Origin of the sequence: Pseudomonas sp. RIT357 (assembly GCF_000632245.1) — a bacterium.
Classification (GTDB): Bacteria; Pseudomonadota; Gammaproteobacteria; order Pseudomonadales; family Pseudomonadaceae; genus Aquipseudomonas; species Aquipseudomonas sivasensis.
The window spans coordinates 140,919-161,292 of record NZ_JFYX01000001.1; the positions used below are offsets into that span (position 1 = coordinate 140,919).

At 61.4% G+C, this 20,374-nt stretch carries 19 protein-coding genes; 14 read left to right on the forward strand and 5 right to left on the reverse strand.

Annotation, left to right across the window (positions count from 1 at the left end):
- Nucleotides 1–254 precede the first annotated feature (254 nt).
- The 14 genes from gbcA (at nucleotide 255) to BW43_RS26475 (ending at nucleotide 13,461) form a co-directional block, all read left to right on the forward strand.
- Nucleotides 255–1,550 (forward strand): glycine-betaine demethylase subunit GbcA, encoded by a 1,296-nt coding sequence (gbcA, locus tag BW43_RS26540; RefSeq protein WP_032883986.1) that lies wholly within the window; start codon nucleotides 255–257, stop codon nucleotides 1,548–1,550.
- An 812-nt stretch (nucleotides 1,551–2,362) separates the two neighbouring features.
- Nucleotides 2,363–2,857: a prepilin-type N-terminal cleavage/methylation domain-containing protein gene (locus BW43_RS26535; RefSeq protein ID WP_032884512.1), complete on the forward strand. Its 495-nt coding sequence runs from the start codon at nucleotides 2,363–2,365 to the stop codon at nucleotides 2,855–2,857.
- The gene (locus BW43_RS26530; protein WP_032883989.1) at nucleotides 2,832–3,212 is read left to right on the forward strand and encodes a type II secretion system protein; all 381 of its coding nucleotides are present in this window, start codon (nucleotides 2,832–2,834) and stop codon (nucleotides 3,210–3,212) included. The genes BW43_RS26535 and BW43_RS26530 overlap by 26 nt, the downstream gene beginning before the upstream one ends.
- Entirely contained in the window at nucleotides 3,199–3,705 is a 507-nt protein-coding gene (locus tag BW43_RS26525) for a type II secretion system protein (RefSeq protein WP_177326407.1), read from the forward strand. Before BW43_RS26530 ends, BW43_RS26525 begins: the two co-directional genes overlap by 14 nt.
- A 70-nt stretch (nucleotides 3,706–3,775) precedes the next feature.
- A complete protein-coding gene (locus BW43_RS26520) occupies nucleotides 3,776–5,308 on the forward strand; it encodes a lytic polysaccharide monooxygenase (RefSeq protein WP_032883991.1) in 1,533 nt (510 codons plus the stop codon).
- A 202-nt stretch (nucleotides 5,309–5,510) separates the two neighbouring features.
- Nucleotides 5,511–5,942 carry a type II secretion system major pseudopilin GspG gene (gspG, locus tag BW43_RS26515; protein ID WP_032883993.1) on the forward strand — a complete coding sequence of 144 codons (432 nt, stop codon included), beginning with the start codon at nucleotides 5,511–5,513 and terminating at the stop codon, nucleotides 5,940–5,942.
- A 6-nt stretch (nucleotides 5,943–5,948) separates the two neighbouring features.
- Entirely contained in the window at nucleotides 5,949–6,413 is a 465-nt protein-coding gene (locus tag BW43_RS26510; protein WP_032883995.1) for a transglycosylase SLT domain-containing protein, read from the forward strand.
- Nucleotides 6,410–7,594, forward strand: a complete 1,185-nt coding sequence (locus BW43_RS26505) for a type II secretion system F family protein (RefSeq protein WP_032883996.1) — start codon at nucleotides 6,410–6,412, stop codon at nucleotides 7,592–7,594. Before BW43_RS26510 ends, BW43_RS26505 begins: the two co-directional genes overlap by 4 nt.
- A gap of 4 nt (nucleotides 7,595–7,598) precedes the next feature.
- Nucleotides 7,599–9,236, forward strand: a complete 1,638-nt coding sequence (locus BW43_RS26500; protein WP_032883997.1) for a GspE/PulE family protein — start codon at nucleotides 7,599–7,601, stop codon at nucleotides 9,234–9,236.
- Nucleotides 9,217–9,942, forward strand: a complete 726-nt coding sequence (locus BW43_RS26495) for a hypothetical protein (protein ID WP_050442788.1) — start codon at nucleotides 9,217–9,219, stop codon at nucleotides 9,940–9,942. Before BW43_RS26500 ends, BW43_RS26495 begins: the two co-directional genes overlap by 20 nt.
- Complete coding sequence (locus tag BW43_RS26490) at nucleotides 9,939–10,493, forward strand: hypothetical protein (RefSeq protein WP_032883999.1); 555 nt, start codon at nucleotides 9,939–9,941, stop codon at nucleotides 10,491–10,493. Before BW43_RS26495 ends, BW43_RS26490 begins: the two co-directional genes overlap by 4 nt.
- Before the next feature lie 5 nt (nucleotides 10,494–10,498).
- Nucleotides 10,499–11,035 carry a hypothetical protein gene (locus tag BW43_RS26485; RefSeq protein WP_032884514.1) on the forward strand — a complete coding sequence of 179 codons (537 nt, stop codon included), beginning with the start codon at nucleotides 10,499–10,501 and terminating at the stop codon, nucleotides 11,033–11,035.
- Nucleotides 11,032–11,523, forward strand: a complete 492-nt coding sequence (locus BW43_RS26480) for a hypothetical protein (protein WP_032884000.1) — start codon at nucleotides 11,032–11,034, stop codon at nucleotides 11,521–11,523. The genes BW43_RS26485 and BW43_RS26480 overlap by 4 nt, the downstream gene beginning before the upstream one ends.
- A gap of 18 nt (nucleotides 11,524–11,541) precedes the next feature.
- Nucleotides 11,542–13,461 (forward strand): secretin N-terminal domain-containing protein, encoded by a 1,920-nt coding sequence (locus BW43_RS26475; protein ID WP_032884001.1) that lies wholly within the window; start codon nucleotides 11,542–11,544, stop codon nucleotides 13,459–13,461.
- Nucleotides 13,462–13,598: 137 nt separating this feature from the next.
- Here the strand turns inward: BW43_RS26475 and BW43_RS26470 are convergent, their stop codons facing one another.
- The 5 genes from BW43_RS26470 to BW43_RS26450 form a co-directional block, all read right to left on the reverse strand.
- Nucleotides 13,599–14,369 carry an electron transfer flavoprotein subunit beta gene (locus BW43_RS26470; protein ID WP_032884002.1) on the reverse strand — a complete coding sequence of 257 codons (771 nt, stop codon included), beginning with the start codon at nucleotides 14,367–14,369 and terminating at the stop codon, nucleotides 13,599–13,601.
- Between the two features lie 10 nt (nucleotides 14,370–14,379).
- Nucleotides 14,380–15,600 carry an electron transfer flavoprotein subunit alpha/FixB family protein gene (locus BW43_RS26465; RefSeq protein WP_032884004.1) on the reverse strand — a complete coding sequence of 407 codons (1,221 nt, stop codon included), beginning with the start codon at nucleotides 15,598–15,600 and terminating at the stop codon, nucleotides 14,380–14,382.
- Entirely contained in the window at nucleotides 15,600–17,543 is a 1,944-nt protein-coding gene (gene dgcB, locus BW43_RS26460; protein ID WP_032884006.1) for a dimethylglycine demethylation protein DgcB, read from the reverse strand. Before dgcB ends, BW43_RS26465 begins: the two co-directional genes overlap by 1 nt.
- Before the next feature lie 154 nt (nucleotides 17,544–17,697).
- Nucleotides 17,698–19,758: a dimethylglycine demethylation protein DgcA gene (gene dgcA, locus BW43_RS26455; protein WP_032884007.1), complete on the reverse strand. Its 2,061-nt coding sequence runs from the start codon at nucleotides 19,756–19,758 to the stop codon at nucleotides 17,698–17,700.
- 15 nt (nucleotides 19,759–19,773) lie between these two features.
- On the reverse strand, nucleotides 19,774–20,304 hold the full coding sequence (locus tag BW43_RS26450) for a DUF5943 domain-containing protein (protein ID WP_005792152.1): 531 nt from the start codon (nucleotides 20,302–20,304) through the stop codon (nucleotides 19,774–19,776).
- Nucleotides 20,305–20,374: the final 70 nt, after the last annotated feature.

Consider the following 20,374-nt stretch of genomic DNA (forward strand, 5'->3'; position numbering starts at 1 on the left):
ATGGTGGCGATTCTGCGTAACGCGAGAACCACCCATTTACCTATCTGCGACATTCACATACTTATCGCGACCAGCCCCCAACGACAGGGGGTTGCGCGTCGGGATCAGATTGGGCCATGTCGCCCATGGATAAGGATCGTCGCAACGCCGGCCCCACACTCGCACCCAACAACTACGCTTTCTTTACGCCTTGCATAGCATCAACCGTAGCCACTATTCGCCGGCCACACAGAATGGCCATGAGGACACACACGATGGACGTCACCGCAACCTTAAGCTTGGGCGATCCGCTGGAACCCGCACGCAAGGCCACCGCGCAAATGCTGCAAGAGCGCGAGCGCACGTTTTCGCTGCCGCAGCCGTTCTACTCTGATGACCGGCTGTTTGATATCGACATGCAGGAGATTTTCCAGAAAGAGTGGTTGATCGCTGGCATGACCTGCGAAATTCCCGCCAAGGGCAACTACCTGACCCTGCAAATCGGCAAGAACCCGATCATCGTGATTCGTGGCGCCGAAGGCGTGGTGCATGCGTTCCACAACGTCTGCCGCCATCGTGGTTCGCGCCTGTGCACCAGTGACAAGGGCAAGGTCGCCAAACTCGTGTGTCACTACCACCAGTGGACTTACGAGCTGGACGGCCGCCTGCTGTTTGCCGGTACCGAAATGGGCGCCGACTTCGACATGAAGCAGTACGGTTTGAAGCCGGTGAACGTGAAGACCGCCGGTGGCTACATCTTCATCAGCCTGGCCGAGAACCCGCCGGCCATTGATGACTTCCTGTCGACCCTGAACCACTACATGGAACCGTACGACATGGAGAACACCAAGGTGGCGGTGCAAACCACCTTGATGGAAAAAGCCAACTGGAAGCTGGTGCTGGAAAACAACCGCGAGTGCTACCACTGCAACGCCTCGCACCCGGAACTGCTCAAGACCCTGCTGGAATGGGACGATGTCACCGACCCGCGTGCCGACCAGGCGTTCAAGGACCACGTGGCCGCCTCCGCAGCCGCTTGGGACGCGGAAAAAATTCCTTACGCCCACGCCAGCTTCGGCCTGCGCAACCGCATCGTGCGCATGCCGCTGCTCAAGGGCACTGTGTCGATGACGCTGGACGGCAAGCAAGGCTGCGCCAAGCTGATGGGCCGCATCAAAAACCCCGATCTGGGCTCGATGCGCATCCTGCACCTGCCGCATTCCTGGAACCACTGCATGGGCGATCACATCATCGTGTTCACCGTGTGGCCAATCAGCGCCCAGGAAACCATGGTCACCACCAAGTGGATCGTGCACAAGGACGCCGTCGAAGGCGTGGACTACGACGTGGAGCGCATGCGCCAAGTGTGGGACGCCACCAACGACCAGGACCGTCGCTTGGCCGAAGAGAACCAGCGCGGGATCAACTCCACCGCTTACCAGCCAGGGCCGTACTCCAAAACCTATGAGTTCGGCGTGGTGAACTTTGTGGACTGGTACAGCGAGCGCCTGCTGAGCAATCTGGGCGCTGCACCGGCGCCTTACCTCAAAGGCGTGGCTGCACACGAATAACCGATACCCGCAGCTCAACAAGGTGGGAGGGGGACAAGCCCCCTCCCGCACTTGAACCTCACACTGCTCAATATTTGATCAAATCTCTCGCAGGCCTCTGCCAGCGCGCCCTCCAGCCTTTACCCAACAACTTATCCACAAAGCCACCCACAGTAATTGTGGGCAACTGGCTTACTTGTCCAAAATTAACTGAAGAAAATCCGTGACTTATTCAACTCCACGGGTTTCGCCCTACTTTGATCAATTTATGATCAATAGCCTGCAAGCCACGTAATACAAAGCCCACAGCGGTACGCAAACACCTTATCCACAGATCCGCCAACAGACTTTGGGGGCAACTCTGGCGACGCTGTGGAAAACCGCCTCAAACCTTCATAAACCGGGGCATCTACCGGTTTAGCGGAACAAAAAGGCCGAATTGATCAAAATACAACCAACTCACTGAGAGCCACTGTTTATATGGCCTGTAGCTGATAGCGAACATCTTATCCACAGAACCGCCAACAGAGTTTGGGGGCAAGTCGAGAATGGGCAGCGTCCTTATCCACATCAAAACGCCTGTAAAAACCGCCACTTAGCCTGGTTGTTTTTCGTACAGCGCGCTGCAGGCCTTGATTTACATGCTCTGTGGACAACCACAAACACCTTATCCACAGGCACGTGCACAGTGATTGTGGGTAACCACCGCTTATCGGCCAACTGTACAAAAAATACTCAGATTCAAAGTTCATCTACACTCACTTTTGCAGTTATATCCATTGGCCTGGGTTAATGCAGAAGTCCTTGGCGCGATAGAGGGAGATAGATCAGTGATAGGGCGGGGTCATTCCAGCCATCACTGCGCCAAAGGTTTTACGCTGATTGAATTACTACTGACGCTGGCCCTCCTGGCCACGCTTTCGACAGTGGCTTATCCGCTGACGGCGTTGATGGGTAAACGCGACAGGGAACTTGACCTGCAACGCTCGTTGCGGGAAATACGCCGTGGGATCGACGCCTACAAAGAGGCCAGCGACGACGGACGTATTGAAAAAAGTATCAGCGACAGCGGTTATCCACCCTCCCTCCAAGCATTAGTCGAGGGGGTCACGGACAAGACCGATCTCAAAGGCAAAAAACTCTTCTTCCTGCGCCGCATCCCCCGCGACCCCGTCTGCGAGTGTCCGGAACTGTTGCCCGCGCAAACCTGGCAACTGCGCAGTTACAAGAGCACCGCTGATAACCCACAAGAGGGGGAAGATGTATTCGACGTTTCGTCCCGCAGCACTCGGGAGAGTTTGAATGGAACGTCATACAGCCAGTGGTAATCGGGGTTTTACCCTGATCGAGTTGCTGGTGGTGATGGCTATCATCGCCACCCTCATGACCCTCGTGACGCCCCAGTATTTTCGCCAGCACGCCAAGGCCCAGGAAACCGTGCTGCGCCATAACCTGTCTTCCATCCGCCAGGCCCTGGACCAATACCGTGAAGACCACGGCAACAATCCCGAGTCCCTGCAAGCCCTGGTCGACCGGCGCTATTTGCGCGAAATCCCCATGGACCCGCTCACCGGCAAACGCGACACCTGGCAACTGCAACCCTCCGACGAACAAGGCCTGGGCGACGTGCGCAGCGGTGCGCCCGGCAGCGCCCACGACGGGAGCGCCTATGCAGACTGGTAAACACAGCCAGGACGGCTCGGTGTTCATGGGCATGTTGGTGACAGTGGCCGTGGTGGCCGTGATGTTGATGGAAACAGGCACGCTGTGGTCCAGCGTGTTGCAGCGCGAGCGTGAGTTGGAACTGCTGGCGCGAGGCAATGAAATTCGGCGGGCGATCGGCCTGTACTACGCCGCCGGTAATACGTTCCCCAAGTCCCTCGAAGATTTGGTGCTGGACCGCCGCCAACCGACCATCAAGCGCTACCTGCGCCGGGTCTATGACGACCCGCTGACCGGCACCGCCGATTGGGGCGTGGTCCCGGGGCCGGGTGAAACGATCATGGGCGTGTTCAGCAACGCCAGCGGCACGCCGTTCAAGCAAAGCAACTTTGCGGTGATCAATCAGAGTTTTACAGGGCAAGGCAGTTATCAAGGGTGGGTGTTTCTGTACGGCCCTGGACAGAGTAACCCTCCAATCCCCAGCACTCCCCGTGGAGACCAGCCCAACCAATGATGCCCTTGCACACACACTGATCGTTCCAGCCGTTCGGAACTTTTCTATCTGAATTGAGGCGGACTACAACATGAATAACCTACAGCGCTACACAAGGAACTTGATTAACTGGGTGCTCGCACTGGCAATTCTGATGCCGGCGCTGGCGATAGCCCATGGCGGCGTGGATACCCCCGTCGCACGACAGATCCACTGCAGAATGCTTCCGGACTTTTGGTCAGGTAGCAAAAGTGACGCTGGGTGCGCAGCACTGGACAAAAAAAGTGAAAAGTATCCAGGTCAACAATGGAATGAAGTCGCGCATTTGATCCGGGCGCCCGGTTATGAGGACCTGGAGACCGTCAAGCGAGAAGTGCCGGACGGCAAACTGTGCTCGGCAGCCGACAGCAAAAAAGACGGCCTGAACCTGGTGGGGAACGAATCGCCGTCGGAGGCGAAATGGGATTGGCACCGCACCGACGTGACGCCCGAAAACGGCAAAATGGACGTGCGCATCATCGGCACGGCGCCCCACGTGCCCAGTTTTGCGCGGGTGTTCCTGACCAAACCAGGCGTTGACCCGACCCGCGCGCCCTTGACCTGGAATGACTTGACCCTTATCCACACCGAGCAATTCACGGTCGCGCAAACCAACTGGGGCAACAAGCCACCGGCTATTTCGGCCTCGGGATACTTCAAAATGTCAGTTCCGGTTCCGGCACAGCAGTCCGGCAAGGCGACGCTCTTCGTGCAATGGCAGCGCATAGATCCGGCCGGGGAAGGGTTCTACAACTGCAGCGACATTAACATCGTCGGGGGCGGTATTCCGGAGCGCTGGCGCGAGCTTGGCCAGTTCATCGACGCCGTCATGGGCGCCCTCAAACCCGGTGACGCCGTGCGCTTCCGCATCCTCGACAACACCCCGCGAGCCCAGGAGGTCGTCGATATAACCCTGCCCATCACGGCGGCCAATCTGGACGCGAAAATCTGGGGCCAACAACTGGCCAGTCAGATCAATGCGAGCATCGCCAAAGTCGGGGAAAAGCACGGCAACGACATTGCGTTCAACTCAGCCGACCCAAGCGCCAACTCAGTGTTCGTCCAGAACGAGGGTTACTCCAAGGCGATGTCCATCATTCCGGGTGGGGAAACGCCTGTTAACCCAGCGCCACCGGTTGCCCGTATTACCGGCCCCACTTCGTTGAAGTCCGGACAGGCATTTACCTTCAGTGGCACGGGCTCGACCGGTAGCAACGGGCAACTGCTCTACCAATGGGCGGTGCCTGGGATGACCGGGGCGCAGAACGCCGCCAACGTCAGCGGTACTGCCTACACCGTCACAGAGGCGACCCCGTTCAAGGCACGCCTGAATGTGCGCGACCAGCAAAACGGCAAGACCAGCCAGGCGGAGTTCGACTTCACGGTGACTCCGGACAGCGGCGGCGGAGAGTATCCGGCCTACGTAGAGGGCACACCGTACAAAGCCGGGGACATCGTGAGCAACGCTGGCGGTAACTACCGCTGCAGACCGTTTCCGAACAGCGGCTGGTGCGCTGGTGCCGCATGGGCTTATGCACCGGAAACCGGCGAAGCATGGCGCGACGCTTGGGAAAAGGTGGAATAAGCCGACGCGCATATTCATTAACTCGATAACCCCAAGAGCCAAACGTTATAGGGCGCCTCACGGCGCCTTATATCGACGAACGCTACAGTTGTAGAGGTGTAATTCGAATAGCGATGCAGTACTACCGGCGGTGCCCGCTCAAACGCGGGCGGGGAGATGGCTACACAACCGCCGTGCCTTGGCACTCCCACAGGGTATCTCCATGTACAGTCGCACCTTTTTCCGCACCCGCTCCTGCGGTTTCACCTTGCTTGAGCTGCTGGTAGTCCTGCTGATCATCGCCCTGCTCGCCAGCTACGTCGGGCCGAAGATGTTTGATCGATTGGAACTGGCCAAGGTGCAAACAGCCCAGGGGCAGATGAAGTCCCTTGCCGATGCCTTGCATCAGTACCGCTTGGACAATGGCACCTACCCCGACGAAACACTCGGCCTGAATGCGCTCACGACGCGCCCCGCCAACGCGAACAATTGGCAGGGGCCGTACCTCAAGTCACTGCCGCCAGACCCATGGGGCAACCCTTACCTTTTCAAGAACCCCGGTACTGCGCCCAACGACGCAGAGATCATCTGCCTGGGCCGAGACGGCAAAGCGGGCGGTGAGAACACCTACGCCGACATCGTCTACGGGCTGTGACCCACCATGCGCCGCCTGCCGCTTGCCTTAACCCTGTTGTGCTGCATGGGCGTTGCCCAGGCCAACTGCTGGCAATTGGCGGCCAGCCGTTACCACGTTGACCCGCTTCTGCTGTACGCCATCGCCAAGGTCGAGTCCGGCCTCAACCCACACGCGCGTAACGTCAACAGTGACGGCAGCCAGGACATCGGCCTGATGCAAATCAACAGCCGTCACTTGCCTGCGCTCGCGCAATGGGGCATCACCGAACAACACCTGATTACCCAGCCCTGCACCAGCGTGATGGTCGGCGCGTGGATCCTCGCCGGGTTTATCCGCGAACAGGGCTATGGCTGGCAGGCAGTCGGCGCCTACAACGCCGGGGCCAAATCGGATCGCCAGGCGCAGCGCTCGCGCTACGCCCGGGCGGTGTGGCGCTACTACGGTGAGTTACTGCAACAACGCCAACAACTGGCGAGGCAGGCACCATGATCGACGTCGACGCACGCATCATCCGCGACGGCCATTTGCAGTCCCTGCAACTGCACGCCGTGGACCTCTCCCAGGCGCGCCGGCAACTGCAGGCCGAGGGTGTGCAAGTCATCTCGCTCAAAGCCCGCCGCCAACTCAAACTGCCGAGTCGCCGCAGCACGTTCGCCCTTGGCCTGTTTATCCAGGAACTGGTGGTGCTGCTGGACGCCGGACTGGTGCTGGTGGAAGCGGTGGAAACCCTGCGCGACAAGGCGCCGCCGGGCGTCAACCGACAGGTCATGAGCGATCTGCTCGCCTCCATGTATGAAGGCAACTCACTGTCCAAGGCGATGCAGCTCAAGCCACAGACGTTTCCTTCGCTGTTGATCGCCACCGTGGCGTCCTCCGAGCACAGCGGCCAATTGGCCGTGGCTCTGCGCCGCTACCATCATTTCGAAGCGCATTTGGAAACCGTCAAAAAGCGCGTCAGCGGCGCCCTGATGTACCCCTTGGTGGTGCTCAGCGTGGGCGCGTTGATCCTGCTGTTTCTGCTGTTTTTCGTGATCCCGCGCTTCGCCTCGGTATTCGATGCGGTCACCGACCTGCCAGCCACCGCGCGCTTCATGGTGTGGTGGGGTGCGCTGGTGGACGCCCATAGCCTGGAGATGCTGGTCGGCCTGGTACTGGTCATCGCTGCACTGGTGCTGATGTTTCGCAGCGCCGGGTTCAAGCGTCGCGCAGCGGGCCTGTTCTGGAAAATCCCCAGCCTGGGAGCCCAGCGCACGCTGTTTGTGCTCGCGCGGTTTTATCGCACCGCAGGCATGTTGCTGATGGGCGGAATGCCGGTGGTCACGGCGGTGGAATTGTCCGGCGCGCTACTGCCCGTGGAACGCCAAGGCGCCTTGCGCCAAGCCATGACCGATATCCAGGCCGGACAACCCCTCTCTACCGCCCTCGCCCGCCATCAACTGACCACCGCCGTCGCCGAACGCCTATTGCGGGTGGGCGAGCAAAGCGGCGAATTGGCGGCCATGTGTGAGCGCATCGCGCAGTTTCACGATGAGGCACTGGAGCGCGCCATTGAGCTGTTCAGCAAGGTGTTCGAGCCACTGTTGATGCTGGTGGTGGGCGGGCTGATCGGCTTGATCGTGTTCATGCTGTACATGCCGATTTTCGAACTGGCGGGTTCCATTCAGGGGTAACGCGATGAGTGAGCAGACACTGCAATGGCAAGCGCTTGCGGCACAACGAGGCATCCCCTTGTCCGATTACCTGCGGGAGGTCCTGGAAAAAGCACCCGACCAATTAAGCACTATCGCCCAGCCCCTCGGCCTGCTTGCCATCGCCCCGCAAACCCTCAGTGAAAACTGGCGTTTTGATCTGCTGGCATTGCCTCAGGCACTGATCCATAACGCGCTGCCTGTGGATAACCACGGTGAGCCCTGCCTGGTACTGGGCGACCCGTTCACCCTGGCCAGCCGACACTGGTTGCAGTCCTCCAAAACCTTGCGCCAATTACCCCTCGCCATGAGCCTGCCCGGCGCGGTGAAAGCTCAATTGACTCTGGCCGAAGCCAGCCAACGGGTCATGCAACCCTTCGGCAGCGACGATGAAAGCGCCCGTGTCATCCAGGCCGCCCAGGAAATCTCATTGAGCAGCATCGCCCGCGACGACAACCCGGTGGTGCGCCTGGTCAACTCCATGTTGTTCGATGCGCTGCAAAGCCGCGCCAGTGACATCCATGTGGAAACCACGCCCCAGGGCCTGGTGATCAAATACCGTATCGACGGCGTGTTGCAGCAGATGGGCCAGGCCAGCGGCCTGGACATGGCCGAGCAGGCACTGTCGCGGATCAAGGTGCTGTCGGAGCTGGACATCGGCGAGCGGCGGGTGCCCCAGGACGGACGCTTCAAGATGAAGATCCAGGGCCGCGAGGTGGATTTTCGTGTGTCGATCATGCCCAGCATCCACGGCGAAGATGCGGTGCTGCGGATTCTCGACAAGTCCCAGCGCGGCGAATCCCTGAGCTTGGAAACCCTTGGCCTGAGCGCCGACACCATCGCGCGCATCCGCGTATTGGCCAGCGAACCCTATGGCATGTTGCTGGTGACCGGCCCCACCGGCAGCGGCAAATCCACCACGCTGTACGCCGCCCTGTCAGAGACCAATACCGGCGAGAAAAAGATCATCACCATCGAAGACCCGGTGGAATACGAACTGCCCGGCGTGCTGCAAATTCCGGTCAACGACAAGAAGGGCCTGACCTTCGCCCGTGGCCTGCGCTCGATCCTGCGCCACGACCCGGACACGATTCTGGTGGGGGAAATCCGCGACGGCGAAACCGCCGGTATCGCGGTGCAGGCGGCGCTGACCGGGCACCTGGTGCTGTCGTCGGTGCACGCCAACAGCGCGTTCAGTGTGCTGGAGCGCTTTACCTATATGGACGTGGACCCGGCCAGTTTTGTCGAAGCCCTCAACGGCGTGGTCGCCCAGCGCCTGGTGCGGCGCATCTGCCCGGACTGCGGCGTCGACGCCGAGCCCGACCCCGATATTGTCCGCCTCGCCCAACTGCCTGACGCCCAACTCAGACAGGGCCACTATCGTGTGGGCACAGGCTGCGAGACCTGCCGCCACACCGGCTATCGCGGCCGGCTCGCCCTGGCCGAAGTGCTGACGCTGACCGACAGCATCAAGGAGGGCCTGCTCAACCGCAATTCGGCCTCCAGCCTGCGTGAACTGGCGCGTGAAGCCGGCCACGTATTTATCCGCGATATCGCCCTGGCCCATGCCGCCCAGGGCGATACCACGCTCAAGGAGATACACCGTGTCATTTCCCTTTATTGAGCATGTGGTGTGGCTGCACAGCACCGGTGCCGAGTGGGCCGCGCGCCCGCGCTGGCGCGGTGCGCCGGTGTGGCGCGCGCAACATGAAGGCGTGCCCTTGGCCGCCTGCGCCGAGCTGTTGGAACAGGCGCCGCGCGGCCGCGTAGGGTTCCTGGACCGCGCCACGGTGCTGCTGGGATTTCCCCATGTGCATTACCTGATGCTGGGGTGGCAAACCGGGTTGTACAGCGCAGACGATTGGCAAGGATTCGCCGAGGCCACGTTCAGCCAACAAGCCGGCATCGACCCTGAGCAGTGGCAGATACACGTGGCGGACAGCGCCTTCGGCCATGAGCGCCTGGCGGTCGCGATGCATCGGGAGCTGCTGCACGACCTGCGTGAGCTATTCAAGCTGCGTCGCCTGCCGCTGGTGACGTGTATGCCATTGCTGACAGCGGTGGCGCAGCGGTATTGGCGGCACTTACCGGCCGACTGTGTGCTGGTGGTGCCCGAAACCGAAAGCCTCAGTTGCCTCTATCGACAACAGGGTGTGATCGACCAGGTCTGCGTCATACCCACCCCACGCGGCAGCACCTTGAGCGACAACCTGTTCACCGCCGACCTGCTGGTGGAGCGGCATGCCGCTGCCACCTTGGTGGTCACCAACACCCCGGCGGAAAACCGGTTGGGTCCGGTGCACCCCTGGCTGGAGGAGTCGTCTGTATGAAATCCAGGCTCGCGACTGTCTGGCAGCACCTGCGTACGCCTCAAGGGCCACACGTGGATTTCCAACGCGCCAGCGCCACCCGCCGGCCTTGGGTGACTGTCCTATGGCTGGGCGCGGCCGCCCTGCTGTTCAACACCTGGCAGCACTGGCAACGCATGGAGCAACAGCAACAACAGACCGACGCATTGGAGCAGCACTTCATCCAGCTGACTCGCCGTCAGGAGCAGTTGATCCAGGCCGCCATTCGCCTGTCGCCCACGCAAAAACAGCAGTTGTCCACGTTCGCCCAACAAAAGGTCACGCCCTTCGCACTGATGGATGCCGTGGCCCAAGCCTGGTCCCGAGATATCGCCCTGACCCGCGTCGAGATCAACACACAGGCCCAACTGATTCATCTGGACCTGGAAGCCAAAGTGCTGGGCGACGCCTTTCGATTTGCCGAGCGACTCAAGGCGCAACCCGGTGTACAGGTGAACCTGCAACAAAGCGCCCGCAAGGCCAACGACCCGCAACACCCGGTGCAGGTCAAACTCACCGTTGGCGCGGGGTAATGCCCATGCATGCCCTTACTCGCCACCTGCCGCGCCTGCGCTGGCAACTGACCCAGTGGCAACAACGCCTGGGATTTTGGGGCCTGCTGGCGGTGGGGGCCATGATGGCGGCGCTGGTGATCGAAGTGACGGTGATCTACCCGGCAGGCATCAGCGACAACCTGCGCCGCCAGGAACTGCAGGCCGGCATCGATGAACAGCCTCAGGATGTGCAAGTCACCGAACCGGCGGTGGTCGAGCGCTTACCCAGCGCGCAGGACTTTGCCCCCCGCCTGGAAACGCTGCTGGGGGTGCTCAGCCGCTACGGCTTTGCCATCGAACAGACCACGCTGGCCTACTCCGCGCCCGGCGACACAGGGCTGCAACGGCTGGACGTGGAGATCCCGCTCTCCGGCCCCTACGCCTTATTGCGCAATGCCCTGGTCGACCTCTCGAACGAGCCCGCCGTACGCATCGAGCGCGTGACCCTGGAGCGCAAAGACATCAGCAGCGGCATGCTGGACATCAACCTCAAGGTCAGTGTGCTGGGGGTGGTGGAATGAAGCTGCCACTGTATTTGCGCGTGCTCCTGTTATTGACCCTGATCAGCTGTGGCTGGCTGTTCTGGCAGGACACGGTGGACAGCCCTGCCCCTGCATCGTCACCCGTGACGACCACGGCGCAGATCAAACCCACAGCGCCAGCGTCACCCTCCGCGCCAGCCTTGGCTGAGACGGTCGACCTGTTCCCCACCCAAACCTGGACACCTGCGCCGCCCCCCATTCCAGTCGACACCGCACCGCCCAAACCACCTGCGCTGCCCTTCAGCGTGAGCGCGCAGTGGCGTTATGAGAACCAATCGAAAATCGTCGTGCTGCGCGGTAACGATCGCCAATACACGCTGTGCAACCGCTGCTCGGTGCCGGGGCGCATCGTGCCCGGCAAGATGCTCGACTCGCACTACCGACTGGACAAGCTGACCGACACGACCGTGGTGCTGACCTACATGCCGCTCAAGCATGTCAGCACCTTGCGGCTTGACACTCACTGACCAGGGCGGGACACGATCATGGCGTTACGTACATGGATTTACTTGAGCCTGACCCTGGCTCTGCTCAGCGCGTGCCAGACCCAACGCGCAATCAAAGAAAGCGATGAGTTGCGCCAAAAGGGCGACATCATCCGCTCGGTGGAAGTGCTGCAAGCCGAAGCCAAACAAGACCCGGACGACGTGCAACTGCGCACCGCCAATTTCAGCAAACTGGAGTTGCTGGTGGCCCAGTACAGCCGCGAGGCCAGTACCGCACTGATGCGTGGAGACGACGCGGCCGCCATCCGCGCCCTGGAAACCATCCTCAAATACGACCCCAGCAACCTCGGCGCACGCCAGGAAATCCAGAGCATCCAGGCGATGAAACAACTGCGCCCACAACTGGCGCAGGCCTACGAAATGAAACGCGCAAACCCAGTGGAGGCGCTCAACCTGGTGCGCCGGATCATCGCGCAAAAGCCCAACTACCGAGAGGCCCTGGACTTTCGCAATGCCCTGACCCGCGAGCTGGTCAGCGCCGACTACCTCAGCGCCGACCTTTCCGAGGCCATGCGCAAACCCCTGAGCCTGGAGTTCAGCGCCCAGAGCCTGACCACGATTTTCGAGACTATCGCGCGCCTTTCAGGGGTCAACTTCGTCATCGACAAAGACGTCAATCCCAGCGCCTCGGCAAGCATGACCGCCAGCCGAACCACCGCCGAAGATGCGCTGAACCTGCTGCTGACCACCCAAGGGCTGGACAAGAAAATCCTTAACGCCAACACCATCCTGGTTTACCCCCGCCGCCCGGACAAAGAACGTGAATACCGTGAGTTGGCCGTCCGCACCTTCTACCTCAGCCATGGCGACCCCAAGGTCATCGCCGCCGAGATCAAGCAGGTGCTCAAGCCCAAGGAGGTGTTGGTAGACGAGCGCCTGAATGCGGTGATTGTGCGCGATGGGCTGGACACCCTCAGCGCCGTGGAAAAACTGGTGGAGGCCATCGACATTGCGCAGTCGGAAGTGACCATCGATATCCAGGTGCTGGAGGTCAGCCTGACCGACGAATTGAACCTGGGCATCCAGTACCCGGAAGGTATCGGCTTGTCGGTAGGCAACCTGGCCAACGTGCCCGCCGGGCTTGCGGGTATCCCCATCAGCGCGTTGCGCGGGATCAACGGTGACAACATCCTGCTGGATTCGGGCAGCACATCGGCGCGTATCAATATGCTGCAGCGCAGCGGCAACACCGTGACCCTGGCCAACCCCAGGGTGCGGGTGCGCAATCGTGAAGAAGCCCAGGTGAATATCGGCGACAAGATCCCGGTGGTGACCACCACCACCGCCAACCAGATCACCACCTCATCGGTGTCTTATCAGGACGTGGGGCTGCAGATCACCGTCAAGCCCAATATCAGCCTGAGCGATGAGGTGAACCTGGAGCTGAACGTGGAAATGAGCCACATCACCAAGCGCATTCCCGGCTCGGAAAATGTGCCAGCCACCTTCGAACTGGGCTCACGTTCCACCAAGACCCTGCTGACCGCGCGCAACAACGAAACCCAGATCGTCTCGGGGCTGATCCGCACCTCGGATATCGACGAAGGCTCGGGGCTGCCGTGGTTGAGCCAGATCCCGTGGATCGGGAAGAAGCTGTTCGGCACTAACCAGAACACTCAGCAGAAAACCGAGATCATCCTGCTGCTGACGCCGAGGATCGAACGCAACCTCGACCTGCCGATTTCCCAGATCAGCACCTTTCACAGCGGCACCGAAGCGCGCAGCTCAACCCAGGGCATGATCCTGCGCGACACCACCGACAAAATGATCCTCAAGCCGATGGGCGGCGACCCTACACCGGCCCTGCCACCGCCGATGCAACAGCCGGATGCCACCTGGCAGCCGCTGCCGCCACCGCTGCCGGAGCTGGTGCCGAAACCCGCGCCAGCCACCCCTTAACCTCAGAACCTGATGGAGATAAAAATGTGGGAGGGGGCTTGCCCCCGATGGCGGTGGATCAGTTCAGTACATCTGTGACTGACACAGCGCTATCGGGGGCAAGCCCCCTCCCACATTTGTTTTGCAGTGTTGGTGGGTTAGCGCACGACGCCTTCTTCTATGAGCAACTTGAGAATGGCTTGGGCGCCTTCCTCGGCGCTGACACCTTTGAGCACTTGCCCACCGCCACCACTGGCCTTGGCCGTAGCGGCTTTCATGCGGTCGGCGCCGCTTTTGGCTTTGATCACCTTGAGGCGTTTGGGACGAGGCTTGGCCGGTTGCAGCACCGCGCCTGTGAATAACTCATCGGCTTCAACTTCAACCTCATGGGCTGCCAACTCACCGCGTTGCGCCGGGCCATAGGCGCTCTGCCGAGGCTTGGGCGCGGCGTTATCCACAGTCGCCAAAAACGGCAAGCGCACCTTCAAGCGCCGCCGCTGCCCACGCGGCAAGGCTTGCAGCACATGAGCAACGCCGCCTTCGATGGACTCCACCTGAGCCAACCCGACAACCAGCGGCCAGCCCAATTGCTCGGCCAGCAGAAACGGCAGCATGCCCGAGCCTTCACCGGTTTCGGCCTGGCTGCCGGTGAGCACCACCTGGGCGCCTGCCTCGCGCAGATAATCACTGAGTACCGGCAAGGCATCGGCACCCTCCGGTTGTTCGAGTACATGCAGTTGCGGCAAGCCCATGCCCAAGTAGCTGCGCAAGGTGGGTTCGGCGATATTGCCCGCGTGCAGCACCTGCAACTTATCCCCAGCCATTTGCAGGCCGAGTTCAACGGCTCGCGCATCCTGCTCTGCCCGGCGCGGGCGCCCGGAGGTGGGGTGTGCGCCGATGGACACCAGGCTGATTACATTCGTGGTCATAGTCATGTCCTCAAGCCGCATCGCGCTTGGCGCCGTTGCGGTAGGCCTCGACCGCATCGATCAAGGCTTGCAGTATCGCGGCGCTTTCGCCGATCACCGACAGGTCGGCACGCTTGATCATGTCGCAACCCGGATCGAGATTGATCGCCACCACCTTGTCGCAGGCGCCGATGCCTTGCAGGTGCTGGATAGCCCCGGAAATCCCCACGGCCACATACACCCGTGCGGTGACCCAGGTGCCGCTGGCGCCGACCTGGCGATCGCGGGCCATAAAGCCGTCGTCCACAGCCACACGCGACGCGCCTTCGGTGGCGCCCAGGGCAGCAGCGGTCTGGTGGAACAGGTTCCAATCCTTCACGCCGTTGCCGCCAGAGAAAATAAACTCGGCCTCGGCCATGGGGATCGCCGCCGGGTCCACTGCCACCGCGCCGAGGTCTTCGATGCGCGGCAGGCTGCGTGCCAGGGTTGTGGATAACTCCACGGGCAAGACTTCATGACGTGTGTCGCTGACCGGATCGGCACATTCGACGGCGGCGAGGATCAGGCGCGGAAGTGGCCGCGCCAGGTCTTCCTGGCCAGCGCCGGCGCGGCCGATGCACGCGTCGCCCTTGATCTGCCACACCCGCGTGGCCGGGCGCTCCTTGAGGCTCGCGGCAAACCGCCGACCCAGCTCACCACCGCCGCTGCGGCTGTCGGGCAGCAACCAATGGCGTGGGTTGAACTGGTTATCCACAGCCCGCAAACCCTGCACGCGTTGTTCCGGTGAATAACCGTCGAATTCGTGGCCGTCCAGCACCAGCAGACGGTCGACACCGGCCGTGGCGAACGCGTTTTCCTTATGCTCGCCAAACACCACCGCCAACACCGCACCGTCGCTGCCGGCAAGTTGTCGCGCCAGGCCGAGCAGGTCGCGGTCGTGGCTGCTCAAGCGGCCGCCGACCATGTCCGGCACCACGTTGATATAGAACGCCGGCGCAGGCACCTGATGCAGCGGCAACTGCACTTCAATCGCCGCAGTACGCTTGGTCACGCCACCCTGCTGGGCGCCGCTGCGGTCGATGCGCTTGATGCCGTTAGGGCCGATAAAACCGACGCCATGTACGTTTTTGCGGATAACGCCGTTCGGCCCCATCCAGCTGTGTTGTACCGGCTGCATCGCCGCATGCAACGGGTGCAGGCGGTTACGGGCGATCCATTCGGCCCGTGGGTCGCGGCGGATAATGTCGCTCATCAGTGCACCTCCGCAGGTTCACGTTTGATGGGAGCTTTGGCTGGCGACGCCTCGTCAAGCAACGCATCGGCCACCAGCTCGGCGATATCCTTGATCAACGGACGCGGCTCGACCACACCTTCAAGCATCGCAGTGCATTGTGGACAGCCCACCGCCACCAGCTCGGCGCCGGTTTCGCGGATGTCGTCCATGCGCATGTCGGGGATACGTTGCTTGCCGGGGATGTCGGTGATCGGCGCGCCGCCGCCACCGCCGCAGCAACGCGAGCGGAAGCCCGAACGTTGCATCTCCTTGACCTCGATCCCCAGCGCCCGCAGCACTTCGCGCGGCGCCTCGTATTCGCCGTTATAGCGGCCCAGGTAACACGGGTCGTGGTAGGTCACGCTGTCACCTTTGTGCTGGCCCAGGTTCAGCGCGCCCTCGCCGATCAGCTCGGCCATGAAAGTGCTGTGGTGCTGTACGCGGTAGTTGCCGTTGAAGGCGCCGTACTCGTTTTTCAGCACATGGAAACTGTGCGGATCGCAGGTGACGATGCGCTTGAAGCTGTACTTGGCCAACGTCTGGATATTGCGCGTAGCCAGCAGTTGGAACGTCGCCTCATCGCCCAGGCGACGGGCAACGTCGCCACTGTCGCGCTCTTCCAGGCCGAGCACGGCGAAGTCGACCTTGGCGGCTTTAAGCACTTTGACGAACGCACGCAAGGTGCGTTGGTTGCGCATGTCGAAGGCGCCATCACCGACCCAGAACAGCACGTCAACGCTGCTTTTGTCGCTGAGCAACGGCAGGTTCAAATCCGCCGCCCAGTTCAGGCGACCGCCCGGTGCGAAACCGCCAGGGTTGTCGGTGGCGATCAGGTTTTCCAGGACTTCGGCGCCTTTGTTCGGCGTGGCGCCTTTCTCCAGGGTGAGGTGGCGGCGCATGTCGACGATGGCGTCCACGTGCTCGATCATCATCGGGCACTCTTCCACGCAGGCGCGGCAGGTGGTGCAGGACCATAGGGTCTCGGCGTCCACCAGGCCGTTGACGATCGGTTGATGCGGATTGCCGCTGTGTTCGCCAATGGCTTTGCCTGGGTATGGGCTGCCGGCGAATTTGGCATCGGTGCCGCCGGCCAGGCCGACCACCATGTCCTGGATCAGCTTTTTCGGGTTCAACGGCTGGCCGGCGGCAAACGCCGGGCACGCCGCTTCGCACTTGCCGCACTGCACGCAGGCGTCGAAGCCGAGCAGTTGGTTCCAGGTGAAATCCTTGGGTTTCTCCACGCCCAACGGCGCGGATTTATCACTGAGGTCCAGCGGCTTCAAACCGGTGGAACGACCACCGCCAAAACGTTCAGCGCGACGGTGCCAGGCCAGGTGCAGGGCACCGGCGAAGGCGTGTTTCATCGGGCCGCCCCAGGTCATGCCGAAGAACATTTCGGACACGCCCCACAGCACACCCACACTCAAGAGCGCAGCCAGCAACCAACCGCCGAAGTCCGCCGGCAGAATCCCGGCCACGGGCAAGGTCACCAGGAAAAAGCTCACCGAGAACGCCATCAGGCTTTTCGGCAGGCGCATCCACGGGCCTTTGGACAGGCGTGCCGGCGGGTTGCGCCGACGCAGGTAAACGAAGGTGGCGCCGACAAACATCAACACCGAGGCCAGCAGCAAGGCGTAGCCGAGGATACGGTTTTGCAGGCCGAAGCCATGCACCAGAATCGCCAGCAGTGCCGACAGCACAAAGCCCAGGGCCGTGGCGACGTGGGTGTTGGCGATGTATTTGTCGCGGGCGACCACGTGGTGCAGGTCGACCATGTAGCGCTTGGGCATGGCCAGCAGGCCGCCCAGCAGGTCGACTTTGGACGCGCGGCCACGGCGCCACATGTTCACCCGGCGCAGGGCGCCGAGGACGGCAAGGCCCAAGGCGGCGAACAAGAGAATAGGCAGCAAGGTGTTCAACATGGTGAAGCTCCCACAGACCACACAAATCTAATGCGAAACTGACCCGAATGTGGGAGGGGGCTTGCCCCCGATGGCGGACTGTCAGTCGGTACAGTTGTCGCTGACCCACCGCTATCGGGGGCAAGCCCCCTCCCACATTTTTGGCCCTGTGGTGTCAGAAATCCTTGCACAGGCGCAGGGCGTCATAGATGGCAGCGTGGGTATTTCGCTGGGCCACACAGTCACCGATGCGGAACAGCAAGTACCCCTCGCCCGTCTCGCTCAGGCACGGCTGCGGCTTGATCGCGAATAAGGCTTCAACGTCAATCTGACCCTTGTTGCGCGAACCTTCCTTGAGCCCGTAGTAGATGGCTTCGTCCGGACGCACGCCGTTTTCGACGACCACCTGGTCCACCACCCGCTCTTCTTTGGCGCCGGTGTATTCGTTCTCCAGCACCGCCACCAGCTTGTCGCCTTCGCGGTAGACCTTTTCCAGCATCATGTCGCCGGTCATGATCACTTCTTTCGGGTACATGCTGCGGTAGTAGGTCGGGAACGACGTACCGCCAATCGCCACGCCCGGCTTGATGTCGTCGGTGACGATTTCCACCTGGCTGCCTTTGTCCGCGAGGAAGTCCGCAACCGACATGCCGGTGAATTCGCAGATGGTGTCGTAGACCAGCACGTTCTTGCCCGGCGCGACTTTGCCGTCGAGCACGTCCCAACTGCTCACCACCAGGCCTTCGGCCGCGCCCCAGTGTTCGTTCTGCTCGATGTTCGGATGCCCGCCGACCGCCAGCACCACCACGTCTGGACGCAGGTCCAGGATGGTCGCGGCATCGGCCGCCACGCCCAGGCGCAGGTCGACTTTCAAGCGCGCCAGTTCCAGTTGGAACCAGCGCGTGATCCCCGCGATCTGGTCGCGTTGCGGAGCCTTGGAAGCAGTGGTGATTTGCCCGCCGATAAATTCTTTCTTCTCGAACAGGGTTACGTCGTGGCCACGTTCGGCTGCTACACGCGCAGCTTCCATCCCTGCTGGGCCGGCGCCGACTACGACGACCTTGCGTTTCGGTCCGGTGGATTTCTCGATGATGTGCGGCACGCCCATGTATTCACGGGACGTCGCGGCGTTCTGGATGCACAGCACATCCAGGCCCTGGTACTGGCGGTCGATGCAATAGTTGGCGCCGACGCACTGTTTGATCTGGTCGATCTGGCCCATCTTGATCTTGGCGATCAAGTGCGGGTCAGCGATGTGTGCACGGGTCATGCCGACCATGTCCACATAGCCGCCTTCAAGGATGCGCGTGGCCTGGTTCGGGTCCTTGATGTTCTGCGCGTGCAGCACTGGAACCTTGACCACTTCCTTGATACCGGCCGCCAGGTGCAGGAACGGCTCCGGCGGGTAGCTCATGTTCGGGATTACGTTGGCCAGGGTGTTGTGGGTGTCGCAACCCGAGCCGACGACGCCGATGAAATCGAGCATGCCGGTGTCGTCGTAATACTTGGCGATCTGCTTCATGTCCTCGTGGGACAGGCCGTCCGGGTGGAACTCGTCACCGCACAGGCGCATGCCCACGCAGAAGTCATCACCGACTTCCGCGCGCACGGCTTTCAACACTTCCAGGCCGAACTTCATGCGGCCTTCGAAGGTGCCGCCCCATTCGTCGGTACGCTTGTTGACCCGCGGGCTCCAGAACTGGTCGATCATGTGCTGGTGCACTGCCGACAGTTCCACACCGTCGAGGCCACCGGCCTTGGCACGCTTGGCGGCACTGGCGTAGTTGCCGATCACGCGCCAGATCTCTTCCGGCTCGATGGTCTTGCAGGTTGCGCGGTGCACCGGCTCACGTACACCGGACGGCGACATCAGGGTCGGCCAGTTAAAGCCGTCCCAACGCGAGCGACGGCCCATGTGGGTAATCTGGATCATGATTTTGGCGCCATGCTTGTGCATGGCGTCAGCCAGGTTCTGGAAGTGCGGGATGATGCGGTCGGTGGACAGGTTCACCGAACTCCACCATTCCTGGGGGCTATCGATGGCGACCACCGAGGAACCGCCGCAGATCGCCAGGCCAATACCGCCCTTGGCTTTCTCTTCGTAGTACTTCACATAGCGATCGGTGGTCATGCCGCCGTCGGTGGCATACACCTCGGCGTGGGCGGTACTGAGCACGCGGTTGCGGATGGTCAGTTTGCCGATCTGGATCGGCTGGAACATTGCTTCGAAAGCCATGGCACGGTCCTCGGCTTACAACGGCTTGACGGTGAACAAGCCGTCATCGTGGCCCTCTTCGGAGCCTCCGTAGACTTGTTCGGCCACAGTGCGGATCTTGCTGCCACGGGCCTCAAGAATCTGGTCCATCGCGCCGGCAAACCAGCCGGTGAACATGTAGTCCACTTTGCGCCCGACCTTGCCGTACACGTAGACAAATGCCGAATGTTCGAGCTTGACGCTGGCGGTGCCTTTATCCAGGTCGATGTCCTGGATTTTGAACAGGCCCCAGCCGCGTTGCGACAGGCGCTTCATGTAGTGTTCAAACACCGCGACGCCTTCCAGGCCGTGGCATTCAGCTTCTTTTTCACACCAGTGCCAAGCGGATTTGTAGCCTGCTTTGTAGAGGATTTCGGCGTAGGCGTCAGCGCCCAGGACTTCTTCGATGCCCATGTGGTTGTTGACGAAGAAATGGCGCGGCACGTACAGCATCGGCAGGGCGTCGGAGGTCCAGACACCGGTTTCGCTGTCGACTTCGATAGGCAATTGAGGGGCGATCTTGGCCATGGAAACTTAACTCCAGAAAATTCGTTTGTATGCCCTCGGCGCCGGATGGCCGAGGGTAAAGAAGTGTCAG

Excerpts from the sequence above, each read along its gene's own strand:
- gbcA (WP_032883986.1), top strand. The coding sequence starts at position 255 with ATGGACGTCACCGCAACCTTAAGCTTGGGCGATCCGCTGGAACCCGCA.
- BW43_RS26530 (WP_032883989.1), top strand. The coding sequence starts at position 2,832 with ATGGAACGTCATACAGCCAGTGGTAATCGGGGTTTTACCCTGATCGAG.
- BW43_RS26525 (WP_177326407.1), top strand. The coding sequence starts at position 3,199 with ATGCAGACTGGTAAACACAGCCAGGACGGCTCGGTGTTCATGGGCATG.
- BW43_RS26520 (WP_032883991.1), top strand. The coding sequence starts at position 3,776 with ATGAATAACCTACAGCGCTACACAAGGAACTTGATTAACTGGGTGCTC.
- gspG (WP_032883993.1), top strand. The coding sequence starts at position 5,511 with ATGTACAGTCGCACCTTTTTCCGCACCCGCTCCTGCGGTTTCACCTTG.
- BW43_RS26510 (WP_032883995.1), top strand. The coding sequence starts at position 5,949 with ATGCGCCGCCTGCCGCTTGCCTTAACCCTGTTGTGCTGCATGGGCGTT.
- BW43_RS26505 (WP_032883996.1), top strand. The coding sequence starts at position 6,410 with ATGATCGACGTCGACGCACGCATCATCCGCGACGGCCATTTGCAGTCC.
- BW43_RS26500 (WP_032883997.1), top strand. The coding sequence starts at position 7,599 with ATGAGTGAGCAGACACTGCAATGGCAAGCGCTTGCGGCACAACGAGGC.
- BW43_RS26490 (WP_032883999.1), top strand. The coding sequence starts at position 9,939 with ATGAAATCCAGGCTCGCGACTGTCTGGCAGCACCTGCGTACGCCTCAA.
- BW43_RS26485 (WP_032884514.1), top strand. The coding sequence starts at position 10,499 with ATGCATGCCCTTACTCGCCACCTGCCGCGCCTGCGCTGGCAACTGACC.
- BW43_RS26480 (WP_032884000.1), top strand. The coding sequence starts at position 11,032 with ATGAAGCTGCCACTGTATTTGCGCGTGCTCCTGTTATTGACCCTGATC.
- BW43_RS26475 (WP_032884001.1), top strand. The coding sequence starts at position 11,542 with ATGGCGTTACGTACATGGATTTACTTGAGCCTGACCCTGGCTCTGCTC.
- BW43_RS26470 (WP_032884002.1), bottom strand. The coding sequence starts at position 14,369 with ATGACCACGAATGTAATCAGCCTGGTGTCCATCGGCGCACACCCCACC.
- BW43_RS26465 (WP_032884004.1), bottom strand. The coding sequence starts at position 15,600 with ATGAGCGACATTATCCGCCGCGACCCACGGGCCGAATGGATCGCCCGT.
- dgcB (WP_032884006.1), bottom strand. The coding sequence starts at position 17,543 with ATGTTGAACACCTTGCTGCCTATTCTCTTGTTCGCCGCCTTGGGCCTT.
- dgcA (WP_032884007.1), bottom strand. The coding sequence starts at position 19,758 with ATGGCTTTCGAAGCAATGTTCCAGCCGATCCAGATCGGCAAACTGACC.
- BW43_RS26450 (WP_005792152.1), bottom strand. The coding sequence starts at position 20,304 with ATGGCCAAGATCGCCCCTCAATTGCCTATCGAAGTCGACAGCGAAACC.